The sequence below is a fragment of the Eggerthella lenta DSM 2243 genome (assembly GCF_000024265.1).
GTDB lineage: Bacteria > Actinomycetota > Coriobacteriia > Coriobacteriales > Eggerthellaceae > Eggerthella > Eggerthella lenta.
In genome coordinates this window covers 2,807,475-2,830,180 of the sequence record NC_013204.1, presented here as the reverse complement: position 1 = coordinate 2,830,180, position 22,706 = coordinate 2,807,475, and the positions used below count along the sequence as shown (strand labels likewise).

General features: G+C 64.1%; 20 protein-coding genes. 17 read left to right on the top strand and 3 right to left on the bottom strand.

Annotated features, from left to right (window positions below; all coding sequences use genetic code 11):
* Nucleotides 1–81 precede the first annotated feature (81 nt).
* The 9 genes from ELEN_RS12090 to ELEN_RS12050 all read left to right on the top strand — a co-directional run bounded on the left by ELEN_RS12090 (nt 82) and on the right by ELEN_RS12050 (nt 9,482).
* Entirely contained in the window at nt 82–561 is a 480-nt protein-coding gene (locus ELEN_RS12090) for a VanZ family protein (protein ID WP_015761155.1), read from the top strand.
* A 178-nt stretch (nt 562–739) separates the two neighbouring features.
* Nucleotides 740–1,681, top strand: a complete 942-nt coding sequence (nrfD, locus tag ELEN_RS12085; protein WP_015761154.1) for an NrfD/PsrC family molybdoenzyme membrane anchor subunit — start codon at nt 740–742, stop codon at nt 1,679–1,681.
* 1 nt (nt 1,682) lies between these two features.
* On the top strand, nt 1,683–2,162 hold the full coding sequence (locus tag ELEN_RS12080; protein WP_009305107.1) for a GntR family transcriptional regulator: 480 nt from the start codon (nt 1,683–1,685) through the stop codon (nt 2,160–2,162).
* Nucleotides 2,162–3,163, top strand: coding sequence for a slipin family protein (locus ELEN_RS12075; protein ID WP_015761153.1), 1,002 nt, complete (start codon nt 2,162–2,164; stop codon nt 3,161–3,163). Before ELEN_RS12080 ends, ELEN_RS12075 begins: the two co-directional genes overlap by 1 nt.
* Before the next feature lie 718 nt (nt 3,164–3,881).
* Nucleotides 3,882–6,296, top strand: a complete 2,415-nt coding sequence (locus tag ELEN_RS12070; protein WP_015761152.1) for a molybdopterin-dependent oxidoreductase — start codon at nt 3,882–3,884, stop codon at nt 6,294–6,296.
* 9 nt (nt 6,297–6,305) lie between these two features.
* Complete coding sequence (locus tag ELEN_RS12065; RefSeq protein WP_009305104.1) at nt 6,306–6,923, top strand: 4Fe-4S dicluster domain-containing protein; 618 nt, start codon at nt 6,306–6,308, stop codon at nt 6,921–6,923.
* Nucleotides 6,924–6,939: 16 nt separating this feature from the next.
* Nucleotides 6,940–8,160, top strand: a complete 1,221-nt coding sequence (gene nrfD, locus ELEN_RS12060; RefSeq protein WP_015761151.1) for an NrfD/PsrC family molybdoenzyme membrane anchor subunit — start codon at nt 6,940–6,942, stop codon at nt 8,158–8,160.
* Between the two features lie 140 nt (nt 8,161–8,300).
* A complete protein-coding gene (locus tag ELEN_RS12055) occupies nt 8,301–8,942 on the top strand; it encodes a TorD/DmsD family molecular chaperone (protein WP_015761150.1) in 642 nt (213 codons plus the stop codon).
* 9 nt (nt 8,943–8,951) lie between these two features.
* Complete coding sequence (locus ELEN_RS12050) at nt 8,952–9,482, top strand: methylated-DNA--[protein]-cysteine S-methyltransferase (RefSeq protein WP_015761149.1); 531 nt, start codon at nt 8,952–8,954, stop codon at nt 9,480–9,482.
* 39 nt (nt 9,483–9,521) lie between these two features.
* On the opposite strand, the gene ELEN_RS12045 is transcribed toward ELEN_RS12050, so the two are convergent.
* On the bottom strand, nt 9,522–10,307 hold the full coding sequence (locus tag ELEN_RS12045) for a hypothetical protein (protein ID WP_015761148.1): 786 nt from the start codon (nt 10,305–10,307) through the stop codon (nt 9,522–9,524).
* 175 nt (nt 10,308–10,482) lie between these two features.
* Between ELEN_RS12045 and ELEN_RS12040 the strand changes: the two genes are divergently transcribed.
* From ELEN_RS12040 to ELEN_RS12020, 5 genes are all read left to right on the top strand, one after another.
* A complete protein-coding gene (locus tag ELEN_RS12040; protein WP_015761147.1) occupies nt 10,483–11,277 on the top strand; it encodes a trimeric intracellular cation channel family protein in 795 nt (264 codons plus the stop codon).
* 178 nt (nt 11,278–11,455) lie between these two features.
* Nucleotides 11,456–12,202 (top strand): 23S rRNA (guanosine(2251)-2'-O)-methyltransferase RlmB, encoded by a 747-nt coding sequence (gene rlmB, locus ELEN_RS12035; protein ID WP_015761146.1) that lies wholly within the window; start codon nt 11,456–11,458, stop codon nt 12,200–12,202.
* 36 nt (nt 12,203–12,238) lie between these two features.
* The gene (locus ELEN_RS12030) at nt 12,239–12,781 is read left to right on the top strand and encodes an NYN domain-containing protein (protein ID WP_009305097.1); all 543 of its coding nucleotides are present in this window, start codon (nt 12,239–12,241) and stop codon (nt 12,779–12,781) included.
* A 184-nt stretch (nt 12,782–12,965) separates the two neighbouring features.
* Nucleotides 12,966–15,140 (top strand): efflux RND transporter permease subunit, encoded by a 2,175-nt coding sequence (locus tag ELEN_RS12025; protein WP_015761145.1) that lies wholly within the window; start codon nt 12,966–12,968, stop codon nt 15,138–15,140.
* Nucleotides 15,137–17,014 (top strand): hypothetical protein, encoded by a 1,878-nt coding sequence (locus tag ELEN_RS12020; protein WP_015761144.1) that lies wholly within the window; start codon nt 15,137–15,139, stop codon nt 17,012–17,014. The genes ELEN_RS12025 and ELEN_RS12020 overlap by 4 nt, the downstream gene beginning before the upstream one ends.
* A 141-nt stretch (nt 17,015–17,155) precedes the next feature.
* On the opposite strand, the gene ELEN_RS12015 is transcribed toward ELEN_RS12020, so the two are convergent.
* Nucleotides 17,156–18,130 carry a PDDEXK family nuclease gene (locus ELEN_RS12015; RefSeq protein WP_174262971.1) on the bottom strand — a complete coding sequence of 325 codons (975 nt, stop codon included), beginning with the start codon at nt 18,128–18,130 and terminating at the stop codon, nt 17,156–17,158.
* A 327-nt stretch (nt 18,131–18,457) separates the two neighbouring features.
* Between ELEN_RS12015 and ELEN_RS12010 the strand changes: the two genes are divergently transcribed.
* Nucleotides 18,458–19,756 carry an IS256 family transposase gene (locus ELEN_RS12010; RefSeq protein WP_256998766.1) on the top strand — a complete coding sequence of 433 codons (1,299 nt, stop codon included), beginning with the start codon at nt 18,458–18,460 and terminating at the stop codon, nt 19,754–19,756.
* Nucleotides 19,757–19,978: 222 nt separating this feature from the next.
* On the opposite strand, the gene ELEN_RS12005 is transcribed toward ELEN_RS12010, so the two are convergent.
* Complete coding sequence (locus ELEN_RS12005; protein WP_015761141.1) at nt 19,979–20,533, bottom strand: TetR/AcrR family transcriptional regulator; 555 nt, start codon at nt 20,531–20,533, stop codon at nt 19,979–19,981.
* Between the two features lie 352 nt (nt 20,534–20,885).
* Here ELEN_RS12005 and ELEN_RS16670 point away from each other — a divergent pair, with 352 nt between their 5' ends.
* Both ELEN_RS16670 and ELEN_RS11995 read left to right on the top strand, forming a co-directional pair.
* Nucleotides 20,886–21,629, top strand: a complete 744-nt coding sequence (locus ELEN_RS16670; RefSeq protein ID WP_015761140.1) for a helix-turn-helix domain-containing protein — start codon at nt 20,886–20,888, stop codon at nt 21,627–21,629.
* A 15-nt stretch (nt 21,630–21,644) separates the two neighbouring features.
* Nucleotides 21,645–22,487, top strand: coding sequence for a DUF4097 family beta strand repeat-containing protein (locus ELEN_RS11995; RefSeq protein ID WP_015761139.1), 843 nt, complete (start codon nt 21,645–21,647; stop codon nt 22,485–22,487).
* The last annotated feature ends 219 nt before the right edge of the window (nt 22,488–22,706 follow it).

Below are 22,706 nucleotides of genomic sequence, written 5' to 3'. Positions count from 1 at the left end.
CGGTATAATCAAACCTTGCTTTCAAAGCAGATCGATGAATCCCTGCAGCGAGGAGGCCCTATCGCTCGACGGTCGACACGAATGAGAAATGCGGCTCGCGCCCTCGTCACGTTGGGTTTCGTCGGCATCTGCGCGGCAATCTTCTACCTTACCGCGCAAGGCCCGACGGAAAGCGTAGCGCTGTCGAGCCGCTTCGACGCGTTCTTGAAATTCGTTGTCGCGCATACAGGGTCGGATGGTTTGCTTGCGCAGCTCGTCCAACAGATACCCGTGCGCAGGATAGGGCATACAGGCGAGTTCTTCGCGTTCGGCGCGCTCGCCTCTGTGCTGGTCATTGTCTGGTTTTCGCAAAGAATGAGCGTGGGAACCATGATGCTCGCCTCGTTGGGAGCGTGCATGGCGGGGTCGCTTTTCGACCAGACGCACAAGCTGTTCGTTCCGGTTCGGCACTTCGATTGGAAGGATCTCCCGTTCGACGCCTTCGGATACCTTGCGGCCGTCGTCGTGGTCTTCGCCGCTTACGGAATGGCGAAAGCGTTGGCGAGGCGGAGGGAAGGCTAGAAGCCGCCCGCAATGGCGAAGCGCATCGGGGCGTGCTAATATTATCCTATGACTATTCCGGCATCGAGGGGAGATGGCAGCGCGTGGAGCGAAAGCCGCTCGGCGAGGCGGCTGCGACGGTGGCGCGCGATGGTTCGCATGAGCCGCATGCGAACGGATCGAGAAGGAAGGGGCGGGCGTGCTGAGCGATCTGGTGGTGTGCTACCTGTTCCTTGGCGGCACCGGGGCGGGGCTCTGCCTCGTGCTCTCGGTGCTCGGCCTGCTCGTGCCCCGTTCGTGCTTGTCAACGCCCCCGGGCGTGCACCTACATCCGAGCGCCGCGTACCGCAAACTGCTCGGTTCGGGGCTCGTGGCCGCGTTCGTGCTGCTTGCGCTGGGCATCGTGTGTTTGGTGGCCGACCTCGGCAACGCCGAGCGCATGATTCTGCTGCTCGTGCACCCGACGGCATCGTACCTGGCCGTGGGCTCGTGGGCGCTCGCAGCCTGCCTGGCGCTCGCGGCGGCGCTCGGCCTCGCATGGCTCGGCGTCGGCGTCTGGAACGTCGCCCTCGTACGCGTCGTTCATGTGGTCGCCGGGCTTGCGTCCCTCGTGGTCATGGTGTACACCGGCCTTTTGCTGCAGAGCCTCGGCGCGGTGCCCTTGTGGGCCACGCCGTGGCTGCCGGCGCTGTTCGCGGCGTCGTCGCTGTCGTGCGGCATCGCGTGCGCGCTTGCGCTTGCTCAGATCACGGGCGCGGCATCGGCGTTCGGCGCCGTGCTCGGGCGCTTGGCGGCCGTCGATGCCGCGGTCATCGTGGTCGAGGCGGCCATCGTCGCGGTGTTCGTATACGCGGCTTCGCAGGCAGGCGCGCCGCTGTCGAACGGCACCGAGCTCGCCGCGGCGCAATCGGTGCGGGAGCTGGTGGCGGGCCGGAACGCGCAGTTGTTCTGGGGCTGCTTCGTCGTACTCGGCCTGGCGGTGCCGTTCGCGCTGGACGTCGTGCTCGCGCTGCGGCGCCGCCCATTGCCGGGCGTCGTTCTGTTCGCCTCCGCATGCGTGCTGGTCGGCGGGTTTGTCATGCGGTTCTGCGTTGTTGCAGCTGGTGCCCACCCGGTGCTCAGCTCGATGGGAGTGATGTGACATGTTTCCGTTCGAAGTGGATTCGACCACCGATGTGCCGTTGTGGGTGCAGCTGCGTCAGCGGCTCATCTACCTGATCAACTCGGGGTACTTCAAGCCGGGCGACCAGCTGCCCACCGTGCGCGGCCTGGCCTCGGAGATTTCCATCAACTACAACACGGTGAACAAGGCGTACCTCAGCCTCGTTTCCGACGGCTACCTGGAATCGACGCGCGGGCGCGGCGTGTTCGTACGCGACCTCGACGCCGAGATGGACGAGGAGTACACGAAAGACGTCGACGGCATCATGAGCGACTGCGTGGCGGCCTGCCGCGACCTCGGATTGTCGTTGGACGACGTGCAGAAGTGCATGATCAAGAAGATCAAGCAGATCAAGAAGGACGAGGGCCTCGAACCCCCGCTCGAGCGGGTCGAGGGGACGGGGCGGATCGTGCCGGTCGACGTGGGAACGACGGCGCGCAAGGCGCGGACGGGAGCGTGATGCGGGTGAAGACCAGGCGAAACGAAGGGGATATGCCAGGCGGGCAGGGCGGCGTGCCGTCTGCCGCATCGTCGCGCCGCGGACTGCACGTTGTCCCCGATGCGAGCACGGAGATCGTAGGCGAGCGCGCGTCGAGCACGGGCGTGCTGCTGTTCTCGGCGGTGGTGTTCCTGCTGGCGTTCGGCCTTGCGCTGGGCGCCTGGTGGGCAATCGCCGGCATCGGCGTCGCAGCCATCTCGACGGCGCTCGTCTGCGCGCTTCTGGCCACGGCGGCCGTGCACATCGCGCAGCAATGGGAGAAGGTGGTCGTACTGCGCTTCGGCACGTTCAACCGCGTGTCGGGCCCGGGTCTGTTCTGGACGTTCCCCGTCATCGAGCAGAACACCATGCGCGTGGACACCCGCGTGCGCGCCACCACCTTCGGCGCCGAGGAAACCCTCACCGCCGACCTCGTGCCGCTCGACGTGAACGCCGTGCTGTTCTGGCACGTGTGGGATGCGAAAGCGGCGTGCATCGAGGTGGGCGACTTCACGCGTGCCGTGGAGCTGGCGGCCCAGACGGCGCTGCGCGATGCCATCGGGCGCGCGAGCGTGGCCGAGGTGGCCATCCGCCGCGAGCAGCTGGATCGCGAGCTCAAGCGCGTGCTGGAGGAGAAGGTGGCGCCGTGGGGTATAACCGTGCTGTCGGTGGAGATACGCGACATCCTGCTGCCGAAGGAATTGCAGGACGTCATGTCGCTGGAGGCCCAGGCCGAGCAGCGCAAGAAGGCCCGCATCATCCTCATGGAAGCCGAGCAGGACATCTGCGAGATGATGGACGACATGGGCGACACCTATGCGAAGAACGACGTCGCGCTGCGCCTGCGTGCGATGCACCTCTTGTACGAGAGCGTGCGCGAAACGGGTGGCACGGTGGTGGTGCCCAGCAGCTTCAGCGAAGGCTTCGGCGACGTGCTGGGCGACGTGGCGAAGGATGTGCTGGGGAAGGGGTCGGGCTTGTGATGGCCCAAGGCGACGAGCGTTGAGCTTGGTCGTTCTGGTCGGCCGCTTGGGGTCTCGATCCTGATTGCGCTTCGAGTTTCGCCTCTTGCTCGCGCCGCGAATCGCGCTTCCCGCGCCCGCCCGCTGCACGCTCGATGCGCCGTTGGTGGCAAAAGGGCATCGAATTCGGAAGTTTCGCAGCGGGCGGCTGGTGGGGCGGGCATGCTCATACAGCATATTGCCTGTTCGCAGAGCGCTCTTATGCGATGTCGTGCGCGCTGTGCTTGCTCGGCCTACGCGACTTCTTCCGAATTTGATGCTTTTTTGCCGTTTTGGCTTCCGTCCGCTGCACGAAAGGGTGGCCGATGTCTGAGGCGGCGCTTGGGCGAGGGGTTTTCCGGGCGATGTCCATCGGACGGGTATTCGGGGCTTCTGTCTCGACGATTCCCCGGCATGCGTGGCGCATTCTTCGCCGCCCTTTCGGTTTCAAGCCGACAAAGTAAGAAGATGACCTGCGGAATCACGAAAAAGTATTCACAAAATAGTATAATGACAAGCAAAAATTATCCTATGACAATCATTGATTGTCATAGGATAATTTCGTATAGTGGGCGCAGTGGAATTTGGCCAATTCTCACGAGGAACGGGGGTATCCTCGTATGAGGTTTTGCCGGCTGGAGGTATGAAGACCACAGTCGACGGAACGGGGATATCCTGACGACATCTTTGAGGAGGAGACATGTCAGGAACAAGCAGCCCGAACAGCGGGCTCACGCGCAGGAGCTTTCTAAAGGCGACCGGCGCTGCTGCGGGGGCGCTCGGCCTCGCAGGCGCGGCCAACATGATCGCAACCGACACTTGGCTCGCACCAGCCCAAGCCCACGCCGAGGCGGGGGAGCGGGTCGGATATACGTTCCATTATCGTCACTGTCAATGTAACTGCCATCTCAAATGCACGGTTCGTGATGGGCGTCTGGTCTTGATCGAGCCGAATGATTGGCCTGACAAACGTAATGAGACAATTTGTCTGAAAGGCATCTCTGAGATTCAGCATACATACAGCGAAGAGCGACTTCAGGTTCCTCTCAAGCGCGTTGGCGAGCGCGGATCGGGAGAATTCGTCGAGATCACCTGGGATGAAGCTTTGGACGCTATCGCTGAGAAAGTGAAAGAAACCCAAGAGAAATACGGCGCACAAGCTATAGCCATTCAGACGGCCGTTGACTCGTTGACCACGTTTCTCCCCAAGCTGCTCAAAGGCCAAGAAAAACCGCATCGCGGAATTGACATAGGCATGGGCAACGGGTTTTCACCGGCGCTTGCCGAAGCTGGCCAGCAAGGAGCCTCTTCGAATGAGGTGAGCGATTGGAAGAATGCCAAGACCATCCTGAATGTCGGATGCAACATGCTCGAGACCTGCATGGTGACTGCACGGTATTTCTTTGAGGCGAAAGAAGCCGGGGCGGAGATCATCACGATCGATCCAAACTTTTGCACGACTGCGGAGAAGAGTTCGCGATGGATCCCCATGATTGCAGGAACAGATCCGGCGCTTTACCTAGGGATGATTTCGCTGATCCTTGATAAAGGGTGGTACAACGCTCCGTATCTGAAAGCCTATACAAGCATGCCTTTTATGGTGAAGCGTTCGGATGGTTCCCTTCTGAGAAAAGACCCTGTCGACGATATTAAGCAAGCGGGATCCGAGAATCCTTTTTTGGTGTGGGATGAGAACGCTTCGGGTTTGAGTCCCTACGATGCCGACGGGATAAGCCCTGCCCTTGATTTTGAAACCACCATTGACGGTGAAGCGTATGCAACGGTGTTCAAACTGTTGAAAGAAACCCAAAAGCAATACTCGCTTTCCTGGGCTGCTGAAATGACGGGCATTGACGAAGACGTGCTTGTTGAAATCACCGATAAGTATGCAAACTGCGGTCCTTCGATTCTCTCGTTCGGCTTTGGCGGTGGAGAGAAGTTTTACAACGCGGATGTCGCTGGTCATGCGGCGGTATTGCTGGCTACGCTCGTCGGTTCGTTCGGAACTGACATCCCCGGTTGGGGGGCGGGAGCGTACGTAAACGCTTACCAGAAGATTTTTGGAGCGGGCAAGCTTGCTTCCTGGCCGTTGCCATCCGAGTGCAAAGTCGCTTCGGCGCCTAAAGCGAGCGTCGACTATCGCGACGAGGAAAGCGGTATCCGATTCATGTGGGTGCAGAACGGCGCGTTCCAGCAGATTGCGGGTAATCAGAACCGGACAAACGAATGGGCGAAGGGGCTTGATTTCGTCGTAGTTCAAGATATATGGCATACGCCATCGGTGGATTGGGCGGATATCGTTCTTCCGGTGTGCTCCCATTTCGAGGTCGACGAGGAGATTGGTTTTCTTCGAGCCTTACGCGGACATGTGCTCTTGCAGCAAAAAGTGCTCGATCCTCTGTTTGAGAGCAAAACGGACTTTTGGATCGATCGAGAGATGGCGAAGCGATTGGGATACGGGGATGCGCTTCCGAAGAGCCAGGAGGAGCTTGCGCGTTTTCAATTGGACAATGCGACCGACAAGGCCGTCGCCGGTATAACGCTCGACGAGGTAGTAGCAGGAAACGGCGTGGTCGCCTTGAAGAACCAACCGGAAATCGCGCGCAGTTACAGTAATCAGACCTACAAAACAACGTCGGGGAGGATCGATTTGTATTACGAGGACCTGGTCGAATATGGACAGGCCTTGCCCCAGTACGAAGCGCCGCATGAGGCATACGAAGGCAATCCGCTGCGGGATGCGTATCCTCTCGTTATGACGCAACGTCGATCGAAATACTTCATCCATCAGAACTTCATGGATGCTTCGTGGTTGCGCCAATACTACGAGCCAACGTTGGAAATGAATCCCATCGACATGGAGGCGCGTGGATTGGAGTCGGGTGACGTGATTGAAGCGTTCAACGAGCGAGGATCGTTTCAATGCGCATGCGTCGCCACCGAAGCCGTACGTCCGGGAACGGCGGTTATCATCGAAGGCATCTGGGATAAGTATATGGTTTCTGGAAACCTGCAGAATGTGACCAACGATGCCGCAAATCCTCGCGGAAGAGCGCTCGCCAAAGGGAGGGTCACTCCTTTCAATGACACGCTTATCGAAGTGAAGAAAGCGTAGGTGATTTAGATGACTCGGTTGGCCATCGCCATCGATTTGAGCCGTTGCACGGGCTGCAACACATGCGCCATGGCGTGCAAGATGCAGAACAACGTACCTATGGGCATGACATGGAATCGTGTGCTCAACGAAAACTGTGAGTTTGAGGTGGGCGTGCAGGGAACGTATCCTAGTATCTCGCGTTCGCATCTGCCGATAGCTTGCCAGCATTGCGAGAATCCCGCGTGCCTGCGCGTGTGCCCGACGGGCGCCACGTACAAGGACGACAAGGGACGCGTCGAGATCGACTACGAGAAGTGCATCGGATGCCGCATGTGCATGGCGGCCTGTCCGTACAACGCACGCGTGTTCAACTGGAACGAGCCGGTGCGCGATCCTGACTTCAACTACGGCGACAAGGATGTGCCCGTGCGCGGCAAGGGCGTAGTGGAGAAGTGCACGCTCTGCAAGGAGCGCACCGACCGCGGCGACGAGCCGATGTGCGTGCGATGCTGCCTTTCCAAGGCTCGCACGTTCGGCGACCTCGACGATCCGGACAGCGAGATCTCGCGCGTCGTCCGCGAGCGCAAGGCCGGCGTCCTTCTCGAAGAGCAGGGCACCCGCCCGCAAGTCCGTTACTTCAACTAAGGAGGAGGTGCGAACCATGAAAACCTCGACAACGTTCAAAGCGACCGCGGGCGTGCTCGCAGCGCTGACCGTGGCCGGCGTCGCCGCCTGGATCTACCAGCTGGTCAACGGCTTGGGCGTCACCGGCATGAGCAACTCCACGTCGTGGGGCCTCTACATCACGTGCTTCATGTTCTTCGTGGGCCTGTCGGCCGGCGGCCTCATCGTGGCTTCGTCGGCCAGCGTGTTCCATGTGGCCGAGTACAAGAAGGTGGCGCTTCCCGCTGTCGTCCTGTCCACGGTGTGCATCTGCTGCGCCGGCATGTTCGTGCTCATCGACCTTGGCGGCATCGGGCGCGTGTGGCGCATCCTCACGGGGCCGAACCCGATGTCTCCTCTGTTCTGGGATATCTGCGTCATCACGTTGTACCTGGTCATAAACGTCGTGTACCTGTACTTCATGAAGTCGAAAAAGCCGGGCGCGCAGGGCAAGGTGGCCGTCGTGTCGCGCTTCGCCCTGCCTGTCGCCATCCTCGTGCACTCGGTGACGGCGTGGATCTTCGGCCTGGAAATGGCGCGCGAAGGCTGGTACTCGGCAATCATGGCGCCGCTGTTCGTGGTATCGGCCATGGACTCCGGCCTGGCCCTGCTGCTGCTCTCGCTCATGGGTCTCAACAAGTCCGGCCGTTTCGCCACCGACAAGAAGCTGCTGTCGAACCTGGCCGGCCTGCTGGCCGTGTGCGTCGCTGTCGACGGGTTCCTCGTGGGCTGCGAGGCGCTGACTATGGCGTACCCGGGCGCCGCCGGCGCCGAGACGCTCGCCATCATGGCGACGGGCGCAACCGCCCCGTTCTTCTGGTTCGAGATCGTCGTGGGCATCCTCATCCCGTTCTGCATCCTCGTGTTCGCGAAGAACCGCGCGCGGATGGGCTTGGTGGCCGTGGCCAGCGTGTGCGTGGTGACCGGCGTGTTCTTCAAGCGCGTGTGGCTGCTGCTCACCTCCTTCGTCGGGTTCAACGTGGCGGGCGCGCCGGGCGTCTCGCTTGGCACCGCGGCGGCCCAGCAGGGCGGCTCGAGCATGTGGGCGCTCACGGGGACGTACGCTCCCACCTGGGTGGAGATCGTCGTGGTCATCGGCGTGGTGTCCCTCGGCGCGCTCGCGTTCCTCGTTCTCGCGCAGAAGCTGCTGCCGGGACGCGCGGCGCCGCGCGATGCCGAGGCCGCTGCCGTCGAGCGCCCGGCGGGCGAGGCGGCTTAGCCGTCCCAACCGCGTCTCCCGTCCGGTGATCCTTGGCGGCGCTTTCCCTCCTGCGGCGCAGGGATCCCGGCTCGGGTGCGGTATGCTATGCATCATCTTGGTTCACGTTGCGCGTCCTGCGCTGAAAGGAGCTTTTCGCCATGGCCAAGGAGATTCCCTGGAAGACCCTGTCTGAAGCCTATGCGTTCATCGGCAACTCGCTGCTCAAGCCGATGACGATGACGTCGACGGTGGGGTTGGATCCGGCGTTTTGGGAAGCGTTTCCCTCGTTCGACGACGAGGCCGTGGCGGAGGCCGTCGCGGCATGCGCGCGCTATGCCGAAGGAGCCGTCCAGCGCGCGGAAGCAGGCGAAGACGAGTCTCAGCGCGCGGCCGTCGAATATACGAAGCTGTTCGTGGGCCCGCCGTCGCCCGCGGCTGCTCCATGGGAGACGATGTACCGCGGCGAGAACGTGACGGTGGGGTTCGGTCAGGCCACGTTCGAGATGCGCGAGTTGCTGCGTGAAGCGGGGCTTGAAGTGCGGAACGTCAACAACCAGTACGAAGACCACCTGGGCATCGAGCTGCTGTACCTCTCGTCGCTGTGCGCCCGCGCAGACGCGGACGCCGCCGATGCTCCCGCGCTCGAATCCGTGGCGGACTTCATCGAGAAGCATCCGCTCAGCTGGGTCGACGCGTTCCGCGCGCGCATTGCCGAGGCGGCGCCCGACGGCTATTTCGTCTCGCTTGCAGGGTTGGCTCGAGCTCTGCTCGCCTGGCATGCCGAAGCGCTGCGCGTGTAGGAGGCTCGCATGGATTACCTTGCAACGATCGATTCGCCCGTGGGTTCGGTCACCGTCGCCAGCGACGGTGAGGCGATCGTCGGGTTGTGGCTTGAGGGGCAGAAGCACTTCGAAGCGACGCTCGAAGCTGCCGAGGATCATCCCGATCTGCCGGTACTCGTCGAGGCGCGCGCATGGCTCGAACGCTACTTCGCAGGCGACGACCCCGGCGCGCTTCCGCCCGTGAACCCGCGCGGCACCGCGTTCCAGCAGCGTGTGTGGGCGCTGCTCGCCGAGATCCCGTACGGCCAGCTGACCACGTACGGCTGGATCGCGCGTCGCATCGAAGAGCAGACGGGAACTCGTACGTCGGCGCGCGCCGTGGGCAGCGCCGTCGGCCGCAACCCCATTTCCATCATCCTGCCGTGCCATCGCGTGGTGGGGTCGACCGGTAGTCTCACCGGCTACGCCGGCGGCCTGGACAAGAAGATCGCCCTGTTGGGAATCGAGGGCATCGATGTAGATGCCCTCAGTATGCCGAAGAAAGACGTGGCGCTGTAGCCGTCCGCCGCCTGCGCTCAGGATGACGGGCGAAGCGTCTTAGAAAAGCAGCGCTCCGTCGATGGTCATCGACGTCACGTTGCCGTCGGCATCGCAAACGAGCAGCACGTTCGTCACGGTCGCATTGCCTTCGCCGTCGAGGATCGAAACGTCGTTGGCGTACTGATAGCCGCCCTCCGTCGGCGTGACGCTCGCCGTGGCGGGGTCGAAGCTCTGGTACGTGTAGTACGTGTTGTCGGCGATGAGCCCCGGCAGCGCCGCTTCCACGGCGGCGACGGCCTTGGCCTGCGGATCCTCGGCGGGCTCGGGCGTTGCGGGCTCTGCCGGGGCCTCGGGCTGCGGCTCCGGCTCTGCGGTTACCGGGGTTTGATCGAGCAGCCAGGTAGCTTCGGTGGCGCCGTCGTTCCAGAACAGACGCTGCGAGGAGTAGCGGTCGTCGAACGTGAGCGTGCCGGAGGCCGTCTCTCCCGCGGGCACCGAGATGGTGTTGTTTGCGAACGTCGAGCTGACGGGAGGCATGCCGAACGACAGAAGGCATTCGGTGGAAAGCTCTTGCGCGCTCGAATGCGCCTTGAACTCGATCTGTACGTTGAGCTGGTCGTTTGCGCGATCGATCGACTTCACGGCCACTTCGTAGTCGCGCCACACGGCCGATTCGCCAACCGAAAGCGACTTGAGTTTGGACGCGTCGGTAACGGTGTAGCCGCTGCTCGACGCGCTGGCGTTCGGGTTCGGCAGGTTCGGTTCTTCGGCCTTCGAGCCGCATCCGGTTAGCGCGAGCGCAAGAACCGCGCAGGCGGCGGTCGCAATGATCTTCTTGTTCAAAGTGGATCCCTCCATACGGTGCGCGGGCGCGCGAACGCGACCCGATAGCGTTTGGGTAGTATCATACCAGTTCGGTCAACATGTGTGAGCATCCTGTTGCGACATGCGTCGAACATTCGCCCTAGCGCAAAACCTGCAGGTGTGGTTTCATAAGCGCAGATTCCGAAAGGGGCGTATGGACACCACATTTCTGCAGCAAGCGTTCTCCGATTCGCAGGTGCTCACGGTGCCGTGGAGCATCGATTATTTCTCCGTCGTCGTTGGCGTGTTGACGGGCGCTCTGTTCGCGTGCGACCGCAAGCTCGACATCATCGGCACGGTGGTGCTGGGCCTGGTCACCGGGTACGGTGGCGGCATCATCCGCGACATGCTGCTGCAGACCCACGGGGTGTACTTCACCTCGCACCCCGATCTCATCCTCCTCTGCATCGCCATCTGCGCGTTCGTGTTCTACTTTCGCGGGCTGTTCCGCCATCTCGATGCCACGGTGTTCTTCGCCGACGCGCTGTCGGTGGGATTGTTCGCGCTGGCCGGCGCCAGCAAGGCGTTCTCGCTCGAGCAGGGTTTCGTGTTGTCGGTCATCCTCGGCGCCATCACGGCGGTGGGCGGCGGCGCGGTGCGCGACATCTGCGTGGGGGAGACGCCCGGCATTTTCCAGCAGTCGAACTTCTACGCGGTGGCAGGCCTCGGCGGATCGTTCGCGTTCGTGGCTCTGGCCTATGCGGGAAGCCCGTTGCCGCTTGCGGGTGTGGCCTGCGTGTTCGTCGTCGTGTTCCTGCGCTATTGGAGCGTGTACTTCGACTGGAAGACCAGCAACGAGGCCGACCTCACCCCTCATGTGGCGCGCGGCGTGGGCAAGGTGCGGCGCGTCGTGTCCGGTGTGTTCCTGCACGGCGGCGATGCCACCGTGGCGCAGAAGGAGCGTCGCCGCCGCGGCCGCTGGCGCCGCAACCACGAGAAACGCGACTGAGGCAACGTGCTCGAAGCCGTGTGGCGCTCGCGCTCCCTCCTCCACGTGGCGATACGCTGAAGATGCGCGCGGGGGCTTCCCCGGGCGCGTTCCTATCTGCCATACTGTCCGAATTAACAATGTGCCGTGCGATGCCATGCCAGGATCGACGCGGGAGAAGATACGAAGGATCGTGAACATGGCTGATTTCATCGAGGGCAAGCGCCCCGTCATCGAGGCGCTGCGCACGGGCGTGCCCATCAAGAGCATTCTCATGGCCGACAACATGCAGCGCGATGGCCTCATCGAGGACATCCTGCGCAAGGCGAAGCGCGCCGGCGCCACCGTGGAGATGGTGCCGCGCAAGGTGCTGGACGGCAAGTCCGACCGCGGCAGCCACCAGGGCGTCATGGCGAAGGCCGCGCCGTTCCCGTACGTGGGCATCGGCGACGTGATCGACGCGGCGGGCAAGTCGGCCGAGCAGCACGACGGCCGCGCGCTCGTGATCATCCTCGACCACATCACCGACGCGGGCAACCTGGGCGCCGTGTCGCGCAGCGCCGAAGCGGTGGGCGCGTGCGGCATCGTGATCCCCAACAAGCGCAGCGCGCACGTGGAGGCGTCCACGTACAAGAGCTCGGCCGGCGCCATCGCGCACGTGCCCGTGGCTCAGGTGTCGAACCTCGTGCAGACCATGAGCCGCCTCAAGGAGGAGGGCTTCTGGATCGCCGGGGCCACCGAGCATGCGAAGGACCTCATCTGGAAGTCGAACCTCAAGGGCAAGATCGCACTGGTGATGGGCAACGAGCAGGAGGGCATCTCGCGCCTCGTGATGGAGCACTGCGACTTCCTGGTGAAGCTGCCCATCGAGGGCGAAGTGGCGTCCCTCAACGTGGCGCAAGCCGCCACCGCCTGCATGTACGAGTGGCTTCGCCAGAACCAGTAGGACAACGGCGGACGCGCAGGTTGACGTAGGTGGATCATGGCCAAGCAACGTAAGAAACTCCTGATCGTTGATGGATACAACGTGCTGCGCTCCGGCAGCCGCTACCGCAACGCGCCCGATGAGGACTACACCGACGACACGTTCAACGCCGCGCGCGAGATGCTCATCAACGACGTGGTGAACTACGCCGGAGGCGACTACAAGGCCGTCATCGTGTTCGATGGCGCGAAGAACGCGTTCTCGAACGGCGAGGCGGAAACCGTCGGCGGCGTGCGCATCGTGTTCTCGCCGGCGGGCCAGTCGGCCGACAAGGTCATCGAGAAGCTGGCCCACGACGCGCGCGAGCGCCAGGTGGAAACCCTCGTGGTTACCAGCGACGCCACCATCCAAGACACCACGTTCGGCTTCGGCGTGGATCGCATGAGTGCCGACGGCTTCTCGCGCGAGGTGGGGATGTACTACGAGGAGGCGCGCCTCGACGAAACCCCGAAGGTGGCTCAGAAGAACACGGTGGCCTCCCGCATCGACCCCGTCACCCTCGCCAAGCTCAAAGCTCTCCGCGACGGAGCGGGCCGGTAACCGGACGGCATACTCGAAGGTGACGGTTTCGTGAATCTCCGACACTTGGTCAACCGTGTGTCGGGTTACGGGCAGTTCTGGCATCCCTTGTTGGTTGTTTCGCTACACGGTGTTGGTTATCATGCATGATGTAGGGTAACCAAGCGCGCGTATACGCGCAGGCGAAGCGGACAGGCGGGCGGGTATGGATCGAATCATCGACGGCATCATCGCGCGACGCAAAGCCGTCGTGGCGGCGTTTTTGACCGTCGCCGTCGTGTGCGCCGCGATGATCCCGTTCGTGGGAGTCAACTACGACATGGTGGACTACCTGCCCGACGAAGCGCAATCCACCACGGCCGTCTCCATCATGAACGACGAGTTCGCCCAGGCCGTCCCCAACGCCAATGTGCTCGTCCACGATGTGGGCATTGCCCAGGCGCTTGCGCTCAAGCATAAGATCGCCGAAGTGGAAGGCGTCGAGGGCGTCATGTGGCTCGACGACGTCGTGGACGTCACGGTGCCCCTCGAAATGGCCGATGCCTCCACGGTCGAGACGTACTATCGCGATGGCGCTGCGCTGTTCCAGGTCACCGTGGCCGAAGGCTCCGAAAGCACGGCCGTCCCCGCGCTGCGCGCCCTCGTGGACGAGGCGGGCCCGGGCAACGCCGTGTCGGGCGAGGCCGCCGATACCGCGCAGACCACGGCCAGCACGTCGAAGGAGGCCGGCGGCGCGGCGCTCATCCTCGTGCCCGTCATCATCCTGTTGCTCGTGCTGTCCACCACGTCGTGGATCGAGCCTCTGCTGTTCATCGCCGCCATCGGCGTTTCCATTCTCATCAACATGGGTACGAACATCGTGCTGGGGCAGGTTTCGTTCATCACGTTCTCGGTGAGCCCCATCCTGCAATTGGCGGTGTCGCTGGACTACGCCATCTTCCTGCTGCACGCGTTCGCGGCCGAGCGTCAGCGCACGCCGAACGTGGAGCGTGCCATGGCCTTGGCTATGCGCAGGTCGCTGTCCACCATCGCCGCCAGCGCCGTCACCACGCTGTTCGGTTTCGCCGCTCTTGCGTTCATGCAGTTCCAAATCGGCGCCGATCTTGGCATCAACCTGGTGAAGGGCATCGTGTTCAGCTTCTTCACCGTCATGGTGTTCCTGCCGGCGGTCACGCTTTCGCTGTACAAGCTCATCGACAAGACGCGGCATCGGCCGCTCATGCCCTCGTTCAAGAACGTGGGCAAGGTGCTGTCGAAGGTGCGCGTCCCGGCTCTCGTCCTCGTGTTGGCGCTCGTCGTTCCCGCGTTTTTGGGTCAGAGCCACACCGTGTTCACCTACCAGAACAGCGAGCCCGACCCGAACCTGCGCGCCGGCGCCGACACGCTTATGATCCAAGACGAGTTCGGCCAGCAGAACGCCGTGGTGGTGCTGGTGCCGCGCGGTGACGTGGCCGCCGAGGCTGCGCTTTCGCGCGACCTGGCCGAGGTCGATCATGTAACGGGCGTCATCTCGTACGCGTCCACCGTGGGCGCCGCCATCCCGCAGGGCTTCCTCGACCAGAGCGTGATCGACCAGTTCTATTCGCCGAACTACGCGCGCATCATCGCCTACACCAGCACCGATGTGGAAAGCGACGAGGCGTTCTCCACGGTGGAAGCCGTGCAGCAGGCGGCTGCGCGCCATTACGACACGTACTACACCGCCGGCCAGTCCGCGAATCTCTACGACATGAAGAACATCGTGGCGGTGGACAACGTGGTGGTCAGCGCCGTAGCCATCATCGCCATCCTCATCGTGTTGCTGGTGACGTTCCGCTCGCTCACGCTGCCGCTCGTGCTGCTGCTCACCATCGAGTCGGGCATCTGGATCAACCTGTCTATCCCGTACTTCATGGGCGAGTCGGTGAACTTCATCGGCTACCTCGTCATCAACACGGTGCAGCTGGGCGCCACCATCGACTACGGCATCCTGCTGACCACGCATTACCTGCGTCACCGTCGACGCGTCCCGGCGCGCAAGGCCGCGCACCTTGCGCTGGGCGAAACGTTCCCGTCGCTGCTCGTGTCGGCCGGCATCCTGGCTACTGCGGGCTTCGCGCTGGGATTCTCGTCCAGCATGTCGGCGGTGTCCAGCCTGGGCTTCCTGCTCGCCCGCGGAGCGCTGCTGTCGCTGACGCTGGTCACGTGCTTCCTGCCGGCGCTGCTCGTGCTGCTTGATCGCGTTATCCGGCGCACCACCTGGCATGCGAACTTCGCGCCTGTCGCGGCTGCCGAGCCCGCGGTGCCCGCAGCGTCTGAGGTTGTCGACGCCGCATCTCCCGTAGCGGCCGAGGGATCCGAACCCGCCCCGCTCCCCGCGTCCGAAGGAGACGAATCATGAAAAAGCACCCTTGTCTGCGCACCTGCGTCGTCGCGCTGCTCACCGTGACGCTGTCCGTCGCCTGCGTGCCGAGCGCGCTCGCGCTGGCCGAGGGCGATGCGGCGAGCTCTTCCTCTGCATCTGCCGCTTCCGCCTCGTCCGCGGCGACGTACGAGAAGTCCGAAGTGGTGTACGCGACCTTGGCGGCGAGCGGCGCGCCGAAAGCGGTGTACGTGGTCAACCGCTTCGACGTGGAGGTGCCGGGCACCGTCGTCGACCACGGCGACTACACGTCCGTGCAGAACCTCACGAACGAGACCGAGCTGGCGCGCATCGGCGACGCCACCACGTTCGAGGCCGAAGAGGGCACGCTGTACTACCAGGGAGACGCCGCAAACGCCGCATTGCCGTGGAATGTGTCGCTGTCCTACGAACTGGACGGTAAGAAGGTGGAGGCCGACCAGCTGGCCGGCGCTTCGGGCAACTTGGCCGTCCATGTGACCACCGCGCGCAACGAGGCCATCGATCCCGCGTTCTACGACAGCTTCATGCTGCAGATCACGTTCACGCTGCCGGGCGACGTCGCCTCCGACGTGGAGGGCGAGGGAGCCACCATCGCGCAATCCGGCGAAGACGCTACAGCTGCCTTCACCGTCCTGCCCGGTCAGGATGCCGATTTCACGCTCACGGCCAAGGTGCGGAACTTCAAGATGCCGGGCGCGCAGATCGCCGCGCTGCCGTACTCGTCGGTCGTCGAGATGCCCGACACCTCAAGCATGGTCAGCGGCATGACGAACCTATCGGACGCGGTCGGCGCGCTGGCGGAGGGCACGTCGTCGCTCGCCTCGGGCGTAGACGAGCTGACCAGCGGCGCACAGGATCTGTCGTCGGGCGCTGCGGCGTTCGGCCAGGGGTTGAACAGGCTCAACGGCTCGTCCGGTCAGTTGGTGAGCGCGTCGAGCCAGATCAACGCTGCGCTGTCGGCTGTCGCGAGCGGTTTGCAGGGTGCTGATTTGTCGCAGCTCGACCAGCTGAGGCAGCTGCCGGGCGGGCTGAACGCGCTCGCGGACGGGCTTGCGGAGCTGCGTCAACAGGTCGTTCGCGTCCAGCAGGGCTACGCGCAGGCGCTCCCGGCGCTCGAGGGCGCTATCGAAGGCATTCCCGCCGGCACGTTGACAGAAGAGCAGATCGGAAGCTTGATGGCCCTTGCAAGCACGTCGCAAAACCCCGACGACCTCGTCACGGTGAATCAGCTTATCGCGAACTACCAGGCCGCCCAAACCGTCAAGGGCACGTACGCCGCGACGAAGGACGCCTTCTCCGGCGCCGACCAGCTGTTGGGCGCGTTGGCGGCCGATGCGCAAAGCGGCGGCGCCCTCGCCCAGCAAGAAGCCGCTCTCCGCTCCATGGCGTCCGCACTCGAAACGGCCGTGGGCGGCGGCCAGCTCGACCAACTCTCCCAGCTCGTCGAAGGCATCGCGCAGCTATCTGGCGAGTATGGCCGGTTCCACGAAGGTCTTGCGCAGTACGCGTCGGGTCTGTCGGCGCTCGCCGAGAACTACGGCCAGCTCGAGTCCGGCGCGAACCAGCTTGCCGGCGGCGCGGGCCAGCTGGCCGGCGGGGCGGGCGAGCTCAGCAGCGGCATGAACCAGCTCAACGCGTCCACCATCACGCTGCCCGAAACCATGAAGCGGCAGATCGCCGACATGACTGCCGAGTTCGACTTCCCGAAGTTCGACCCGGTGTCGTTCGTGTCGCCGCAGAACGCCAACGTGGAAGCCGTGCAGTTCGTCATGACCACGGCCGCAATCGAGCAGCCCGAAACGCCCGAGCCGGAAGAGCCCGAGCAAGAGCAAACCATCTGGGATCGCTTCCTCGCCCTGTTCCAGGGGTAAGCGGCACCCCGCTTCTCGGCAGGAGCCGCGAGATCCTCTGGCCGTGAGCGGAGCTCGTCGCTCGACGCGCTGCATCAGGACGACAACCTGCTTCGCTTCGCTCAGACAGCCTGGGACGCCGCTCGTTCACGGCGACGGCTTTCAGCTCGCGCGTATCCCGATCGCCTCGAACAGCTCGGCGCGCAGCTCGAGGTGCGCGCGCGTGAAGCCCGGGTCGACGTAGCGTAGGCGTTTTCCCAGGCGCTTCGCCAGCTGATGCGCCAGCCGGTTGAACGCCCCGCTGTCCATGACCTGCCCCTTCGACACGGTGACCACGGTGAAGCCGAGCGTGATAAGGGTGCTGCGTCGTCGCGCATCGCTTTCCCGTCGTTCGAGGTCGGCATGGTGCAGCTCGCTGTCGTACTCCGCGGCCAGCTTCGATTCGGGCCAGCATTGGTCGCATGCGCAGTGCTTCCGGTCGGCCATGGCGCGGAAGCTGGGCGGCACGTCGACGCGGTAGTTAAGTCGCGGTTCGGGTAATCCGTACCCGCCCAAGCCGTACGGCAGGCACAGCAGCATGGCCAGCGCGGACTCCATCGGCGAGGCCGATCGGTCCAACACGTAGCGCAAAGCCCGCAGCGCCTTCTTCCTCCCGCGAGCGTTCGAGGCGCCTTCGACGAACGTTCGCAGCTTCGCGACCGTCGTCAGCGGCGCGTCGCGACGCGGTGCCGGCCCCTTGTCTACCAGGACGTACGTTCCGCACAACTCGTATCCCAGCATTATGAGCCGTGCGAGCGACAGCCGGTTCGCCATCTGCAAGAAGCAGAACTCCGGCGTGCTCATCAAAAAGCCCTCGCCCGCGTCGACGAACGACCTCTCGGGGAGGACGGAGCAAAAGCTGCTGAGCACGGCAGGCGTTCTCGTCCGGACGTCGACGCTGCCCACCAGCGTGCACAGGGGCAGGGTGCATCCGGCAGGACGCCGATTTCCCTCGGAAAGGGTCGGTCGCTCGCTTGAAGCGAGCGCACGTCGCGCACGTCTTGTCGCCGCTTGCCGCGCATCGTAGCCGCGCAAGTAATTCGGCCCCACCGTTCTCCAGTAGTCGAGCGCCGATTCGTATCCAATGAGTATATCCATAAGGTCATCGTAACATAATCTGGCAGAGAATCACGGTTTGGGCGCAGCTGCATCGCGATTCCTGCATCTGTGTTGGCTGCCGAAAAACCTGACCTGGTGCTTCTTTGGATATCTAGGCTTTTGGTTGGAGGGGAGACATTGATTTTGCGCCTAAACCGTGATTCTCTGCCAGAATGCGAAACCGCGGCCGAAAATCCGGTAGCGTCCCGAAAGTTGGTGTATCAATCCGTTTCTGGAGGGCGGGCGAAGCCTGCCCGAGAAAAACGGACATCGTCTAGAATCGTCAATCACCACAAAAGACAGATTCGAAGGAAGGCGATGCCCGCTATGGACACTCTACTATTCAACGACCCCGAAGTGAAGGGGCTCGCGTTCGCGATCCTCGAGGAATGCACCGACCTGCAGGCCTTCGGGCGCAGGATGCTCGAGCTCCTGGCGAACGCCGCGATGTCGGCGAAGGCCGACGAGGCGTGCAACGCCCCCTACGGGGAGCGCGACGAGGGGCGCGTCAACTCGCGCAACGGCTACCGGGAGCGGGGGCTCTCGACCGCCGCGGGCGACGTCACCCTCAAGATTCCGAAGCTGCGCCGAGGCTCGTTCTTCCCCGAGGACCTGATCGAGCGCTACTGCAGGGTGGACCGGGCGCTCGTCGCGGCGGTGGCCGAGATGTACGTCATGGGGATATCGACGCGCAAGGTGGAGGCCGTCGCGGGCGAGCTCGGCGTGAGGTCGATGTCGAAGTCGCAGGTGTCGCGCCTGTGCGAGTGCCTGGACGCCGAGGTGGACGCGTTCAGGAGGCAGCGCTTCGACGGGGTGCGCTTCGCCTACCTGTGGCTCGACGCCACCTACGTGAAGTGCCGCGTGGAGGGGCGCTCGGCGTCCCAGGCCGTCGTGACCGCGATCGGGCTCGACGACACGGGCCACAAGCGCTTCGTCGGCGTGGACTGCGTGGACACGGAGAGCCACGCCGGGTGGAAGGCGTTCCTCTCCGGCCTGAGGGCGCGCGGCGTCGACGGCGTGCGCCTCGTCGTCTCGGACGCCCACGAAGGGCTCGCGAAGGCGATAGCCGAGACGTTCCAAGGAGCGGCCTGGCAGCGCTGCGTCACGCACCTCATGCGCAACGTGGCGGGCCGCATCCACAGGAAGGACGACCAGAGAAAGGCGCGCGAGGCCATGAAGGCCGTCTTCGCGCAGAAGAGCCCCGTCCTCGTGCGGGCGTGCTACCAAGAGGCGACCGAGGAGGTGCTGAAGATCTCGAGGGCGGCCGGAAACGTGCTCTTGGAGGCCGAGGAGGCGGCGCTCGCCTACCTGGCGTTCCCGGCCACGCACCGCACCAAGATCCGCACCAACAACGTCCAGGAGAGGGCCAACCGCGAGATCAAGCGCAGGACGCGCGTCGTGCAGGGGTTCCCCTCGCGCGAGTCGCTCATCCGCCTGGTGGGAGCGGCGCTCATCGAGGCCGACGAGGAGTGGTCGGCGCGCTGCGTCATCTCCAGGCCCTCGCTCGCGCACGCCTGGAAGGCCCAGGAGCGCGAGGCCCCCGGCGAGGCCGAGGTGCGCGCCGCCCGCGAGGCGGCGCGCAAGATCATAGGGAGCGCCATTGACCCGAAGGAGGACGAAGGCTAAGATTCACCTCGCAAGGGTGCCGGCGATTCTCCGGCGATGGCCCTGATATACCACGATTCGGGACGCGGCCGAAAATCCGTGTGCAATCCGGTCTCGCGAACGATGGCGCTCCGGTTGGCGAGGGTGCTTCGGGCGAAACTCGGAAACGAGGCGGGCGCGTCGGCGAAACGACTCGCAACTTCGCAGTGGGCGCGCAGCGCCGTTGCCCGATGCTCGCTCGCTTCAGGCGCGCTCCTCCACGCCGTGCTGGATCATGCTCATCAGCAGCTCGGACATCTCGGCGGGGGATTGCGGCGTGCCCTTCTTCAGCCAGTGCGACAGCATGCCCAACGCGCCCGATACGGCGAACAGGTACATGTACTCCAGATCGTCGGCGTCCACCGCCGCATCCTGGTCGGACATTTGCAGGTCCACCAGATGCGCCAGCTCCATGATCTGCCGCTGGAAGCCGCCCTCGCTTTCGTCCAGCAGCATGAGGAACACGTCGGCGTTCTCCTTGGCGTATTCCAGGATCTTCTCCACGTTGCGCGTGCGCGGCTCGCCGTCGGCCAGGAGGCGCGCCTTGAGATCTTCGAGCGCCTCGGCTTCGATGTACGCCAGCAGGTCGTACTGGTTGCGGAAATGGGCGTAGAACGTGCTGCGGTTCACGTCGGCGGCGGCGCACAGCGCCTTCACGGATATCTTCGAGATGTGGTTCTCGCGCATGAGGTCGATGAGGGCGCTCGTGAGGGCGCGCTTCGTGTACTGCACGCGGCGATCGGTCTTTCCGGTTTCCATGGACGCCTCCTTCGGCTCTATCGTTCCAGTATAGGACATGCGGGACGCATCGGCGCCGGCCGGTAGCCGTTGCTTGTCGAAGCGCGCGGGGAGGGCCGGCGCGTTGCGCAGACGGCGATGCGCGAGGTCCGAACGCGCAGCCTTTTTGGAACGCCGGTATCGGGGGATTTGTCCGCCGCTTCGCCGCAGCCAAACGCATCGAAGGACGACCGCATAAAAGTCGGCATGACCGATGTCGTGAAATCCCACTTCGCAGGCGTATGCAACCGCCGGTTGCGTAAAATGATAACCAGACATGCTGGTGCAACGTGCCGGGCAACCGTAGGCTGGTAATCGAGAAGGAGCGGACGCCATGTCCCCAACGTCGAAGAAGGGATCGTTCATGAACGTCGAGATTGCCCAGCGCTTAGCAGCCATGCGACGCGAGCAAGGATACAGCCAGGAGGAGCTGGCCGAACGGCTCGGCCTGTCGCGGCAGGCGGTGTCGAAGTGGGAGCGCGCCGAGTCGTCGCCCGATACGGGAAACCTCATCGCGCTCGCGAAGCTGTACGGCGTGTCCATCGACGACTTGCTGCGCATCGACGACGATGTGGCGGACGACGTGGCGTTCGAGGAGAAGGACAAGGACGCCACCGCCGAGGCGCAGGCGCAGGAGGCCGCCGTGCGCGCCAACGAGGCCGCCGTTCGCGCGGCGCAGGCGGCCGTGGCCGCGGCGCAGGCCCGAGCGACGGCCGAACAGGCGCACCAGGCCCCTCCGGCGCAGCCCCAACCGCAGCCCCAGCCTCAGCCCGTGCAGCAGCCCTGCTACAGCGCGGCCCCCATGCCCCAGCAGCCTGCGCAACCCGCGCAGCCGCAAGCGCCTTACGCCCCGCAAGCCCCGCAAGCCCCCGAGTCCTACGACGCCCAGTCGCGCCGCCCGCGCGGCCCCTGGTCGACGTTCCCGTATCCCGTGCTCTGCGTGCTCGTGTTCCTGGGAGGCGGCTTCCTCTTCGGGTGGTGGCATCCCGGCTGGTTCGTCTTCCTCACCATCCCGTTGTACTACTGGATCGCCCACATCATCGAAAACGACCCGAACTATCGGGCGAACCGACGCTAGCGGAAGGGCCGCATCATGACGAAACTCACGACGGCGTCGTACGTCAAAATCACGCTCATCATCGCGCTCAGCTTGCTCATCCTGGGGTCCATCGGATTCGGCGGATGCTCGGCCATGCGCTTCGGAATGCTGGGAGGAACGGAAATGGGATCGGCGAACGTGGACGCGGCCAGCGTCAAGAACCTCAGCGTTAAGTGGGCCTCCGGCGCGGTGAGCATCGACGTCGTGGACGAGGGCGACGCCATCGAGCTTGTCGAGACGGCGCCGCGCGGCATGACGAAGGCGCAGCAGATGCGCTGGTCCGTGAACGGCGACACACTGTCCATCGACTACGGCACCTGGTTCTCGTGCTTCGCGCTGGGCCGCAAGGACCTGCAGGTGCGCATCCCGAAAAGCTACGCCCAGAACCTGGGCGCCGTCGAGATCGACGGCGCGTCGGGCGACTACGACGTGAACGGCCTGGGCTGCGAAACGCTCAAGCTCAAGCTGGCCTCGGGCGATGTGGACGGGCAGCACCTGCAAGCCGACGAGCTGCGCGTCGACGTGGCCAGTGGGCAGCTCGACGTCGAGGGCCGCTTCGCCGACCGCGTGGACGTGCGCACCGCGTCGGGCCAGACGCGCATCGTGTGCCGGGAGGCGTGTCCGAAAGCAATCGACGCGGATATTGCCAGCGGCTCGGTGAGCGTGGCTGTTCCCGAGAGCAGCGGCTTCACCGCTCGCATCGAGAAAGCGTCTGGTCGGTTCAGCAGCTCCTTCTCGCTTTCGCAGAACGGCAACGTGTACACGAGCGGCGACGGAAGCGCCAGCATCAACGCGCGCCTGGCCAGCGGCGAGTTCCGCATCGACGCCAGCAACTAGGAAGCTCCTCCCTCGCCATCCTGAGCGAGCGAAGACCCCCAGGTTGCCATCCTGAGCGAGCGAAGCGAGTCGAAGGATCCCGTGCGGCGATAGCCGTGAGACTTCCAGCTGACGCTGCGCGGGATCCTTCGACTCCGCACCTTCGGCGCTGCGCTCAGGATGACGACGGCATGCTTCGACTCGGTGTGTCGAAGCATGCCAAACCCTCGCCCCTTTGCC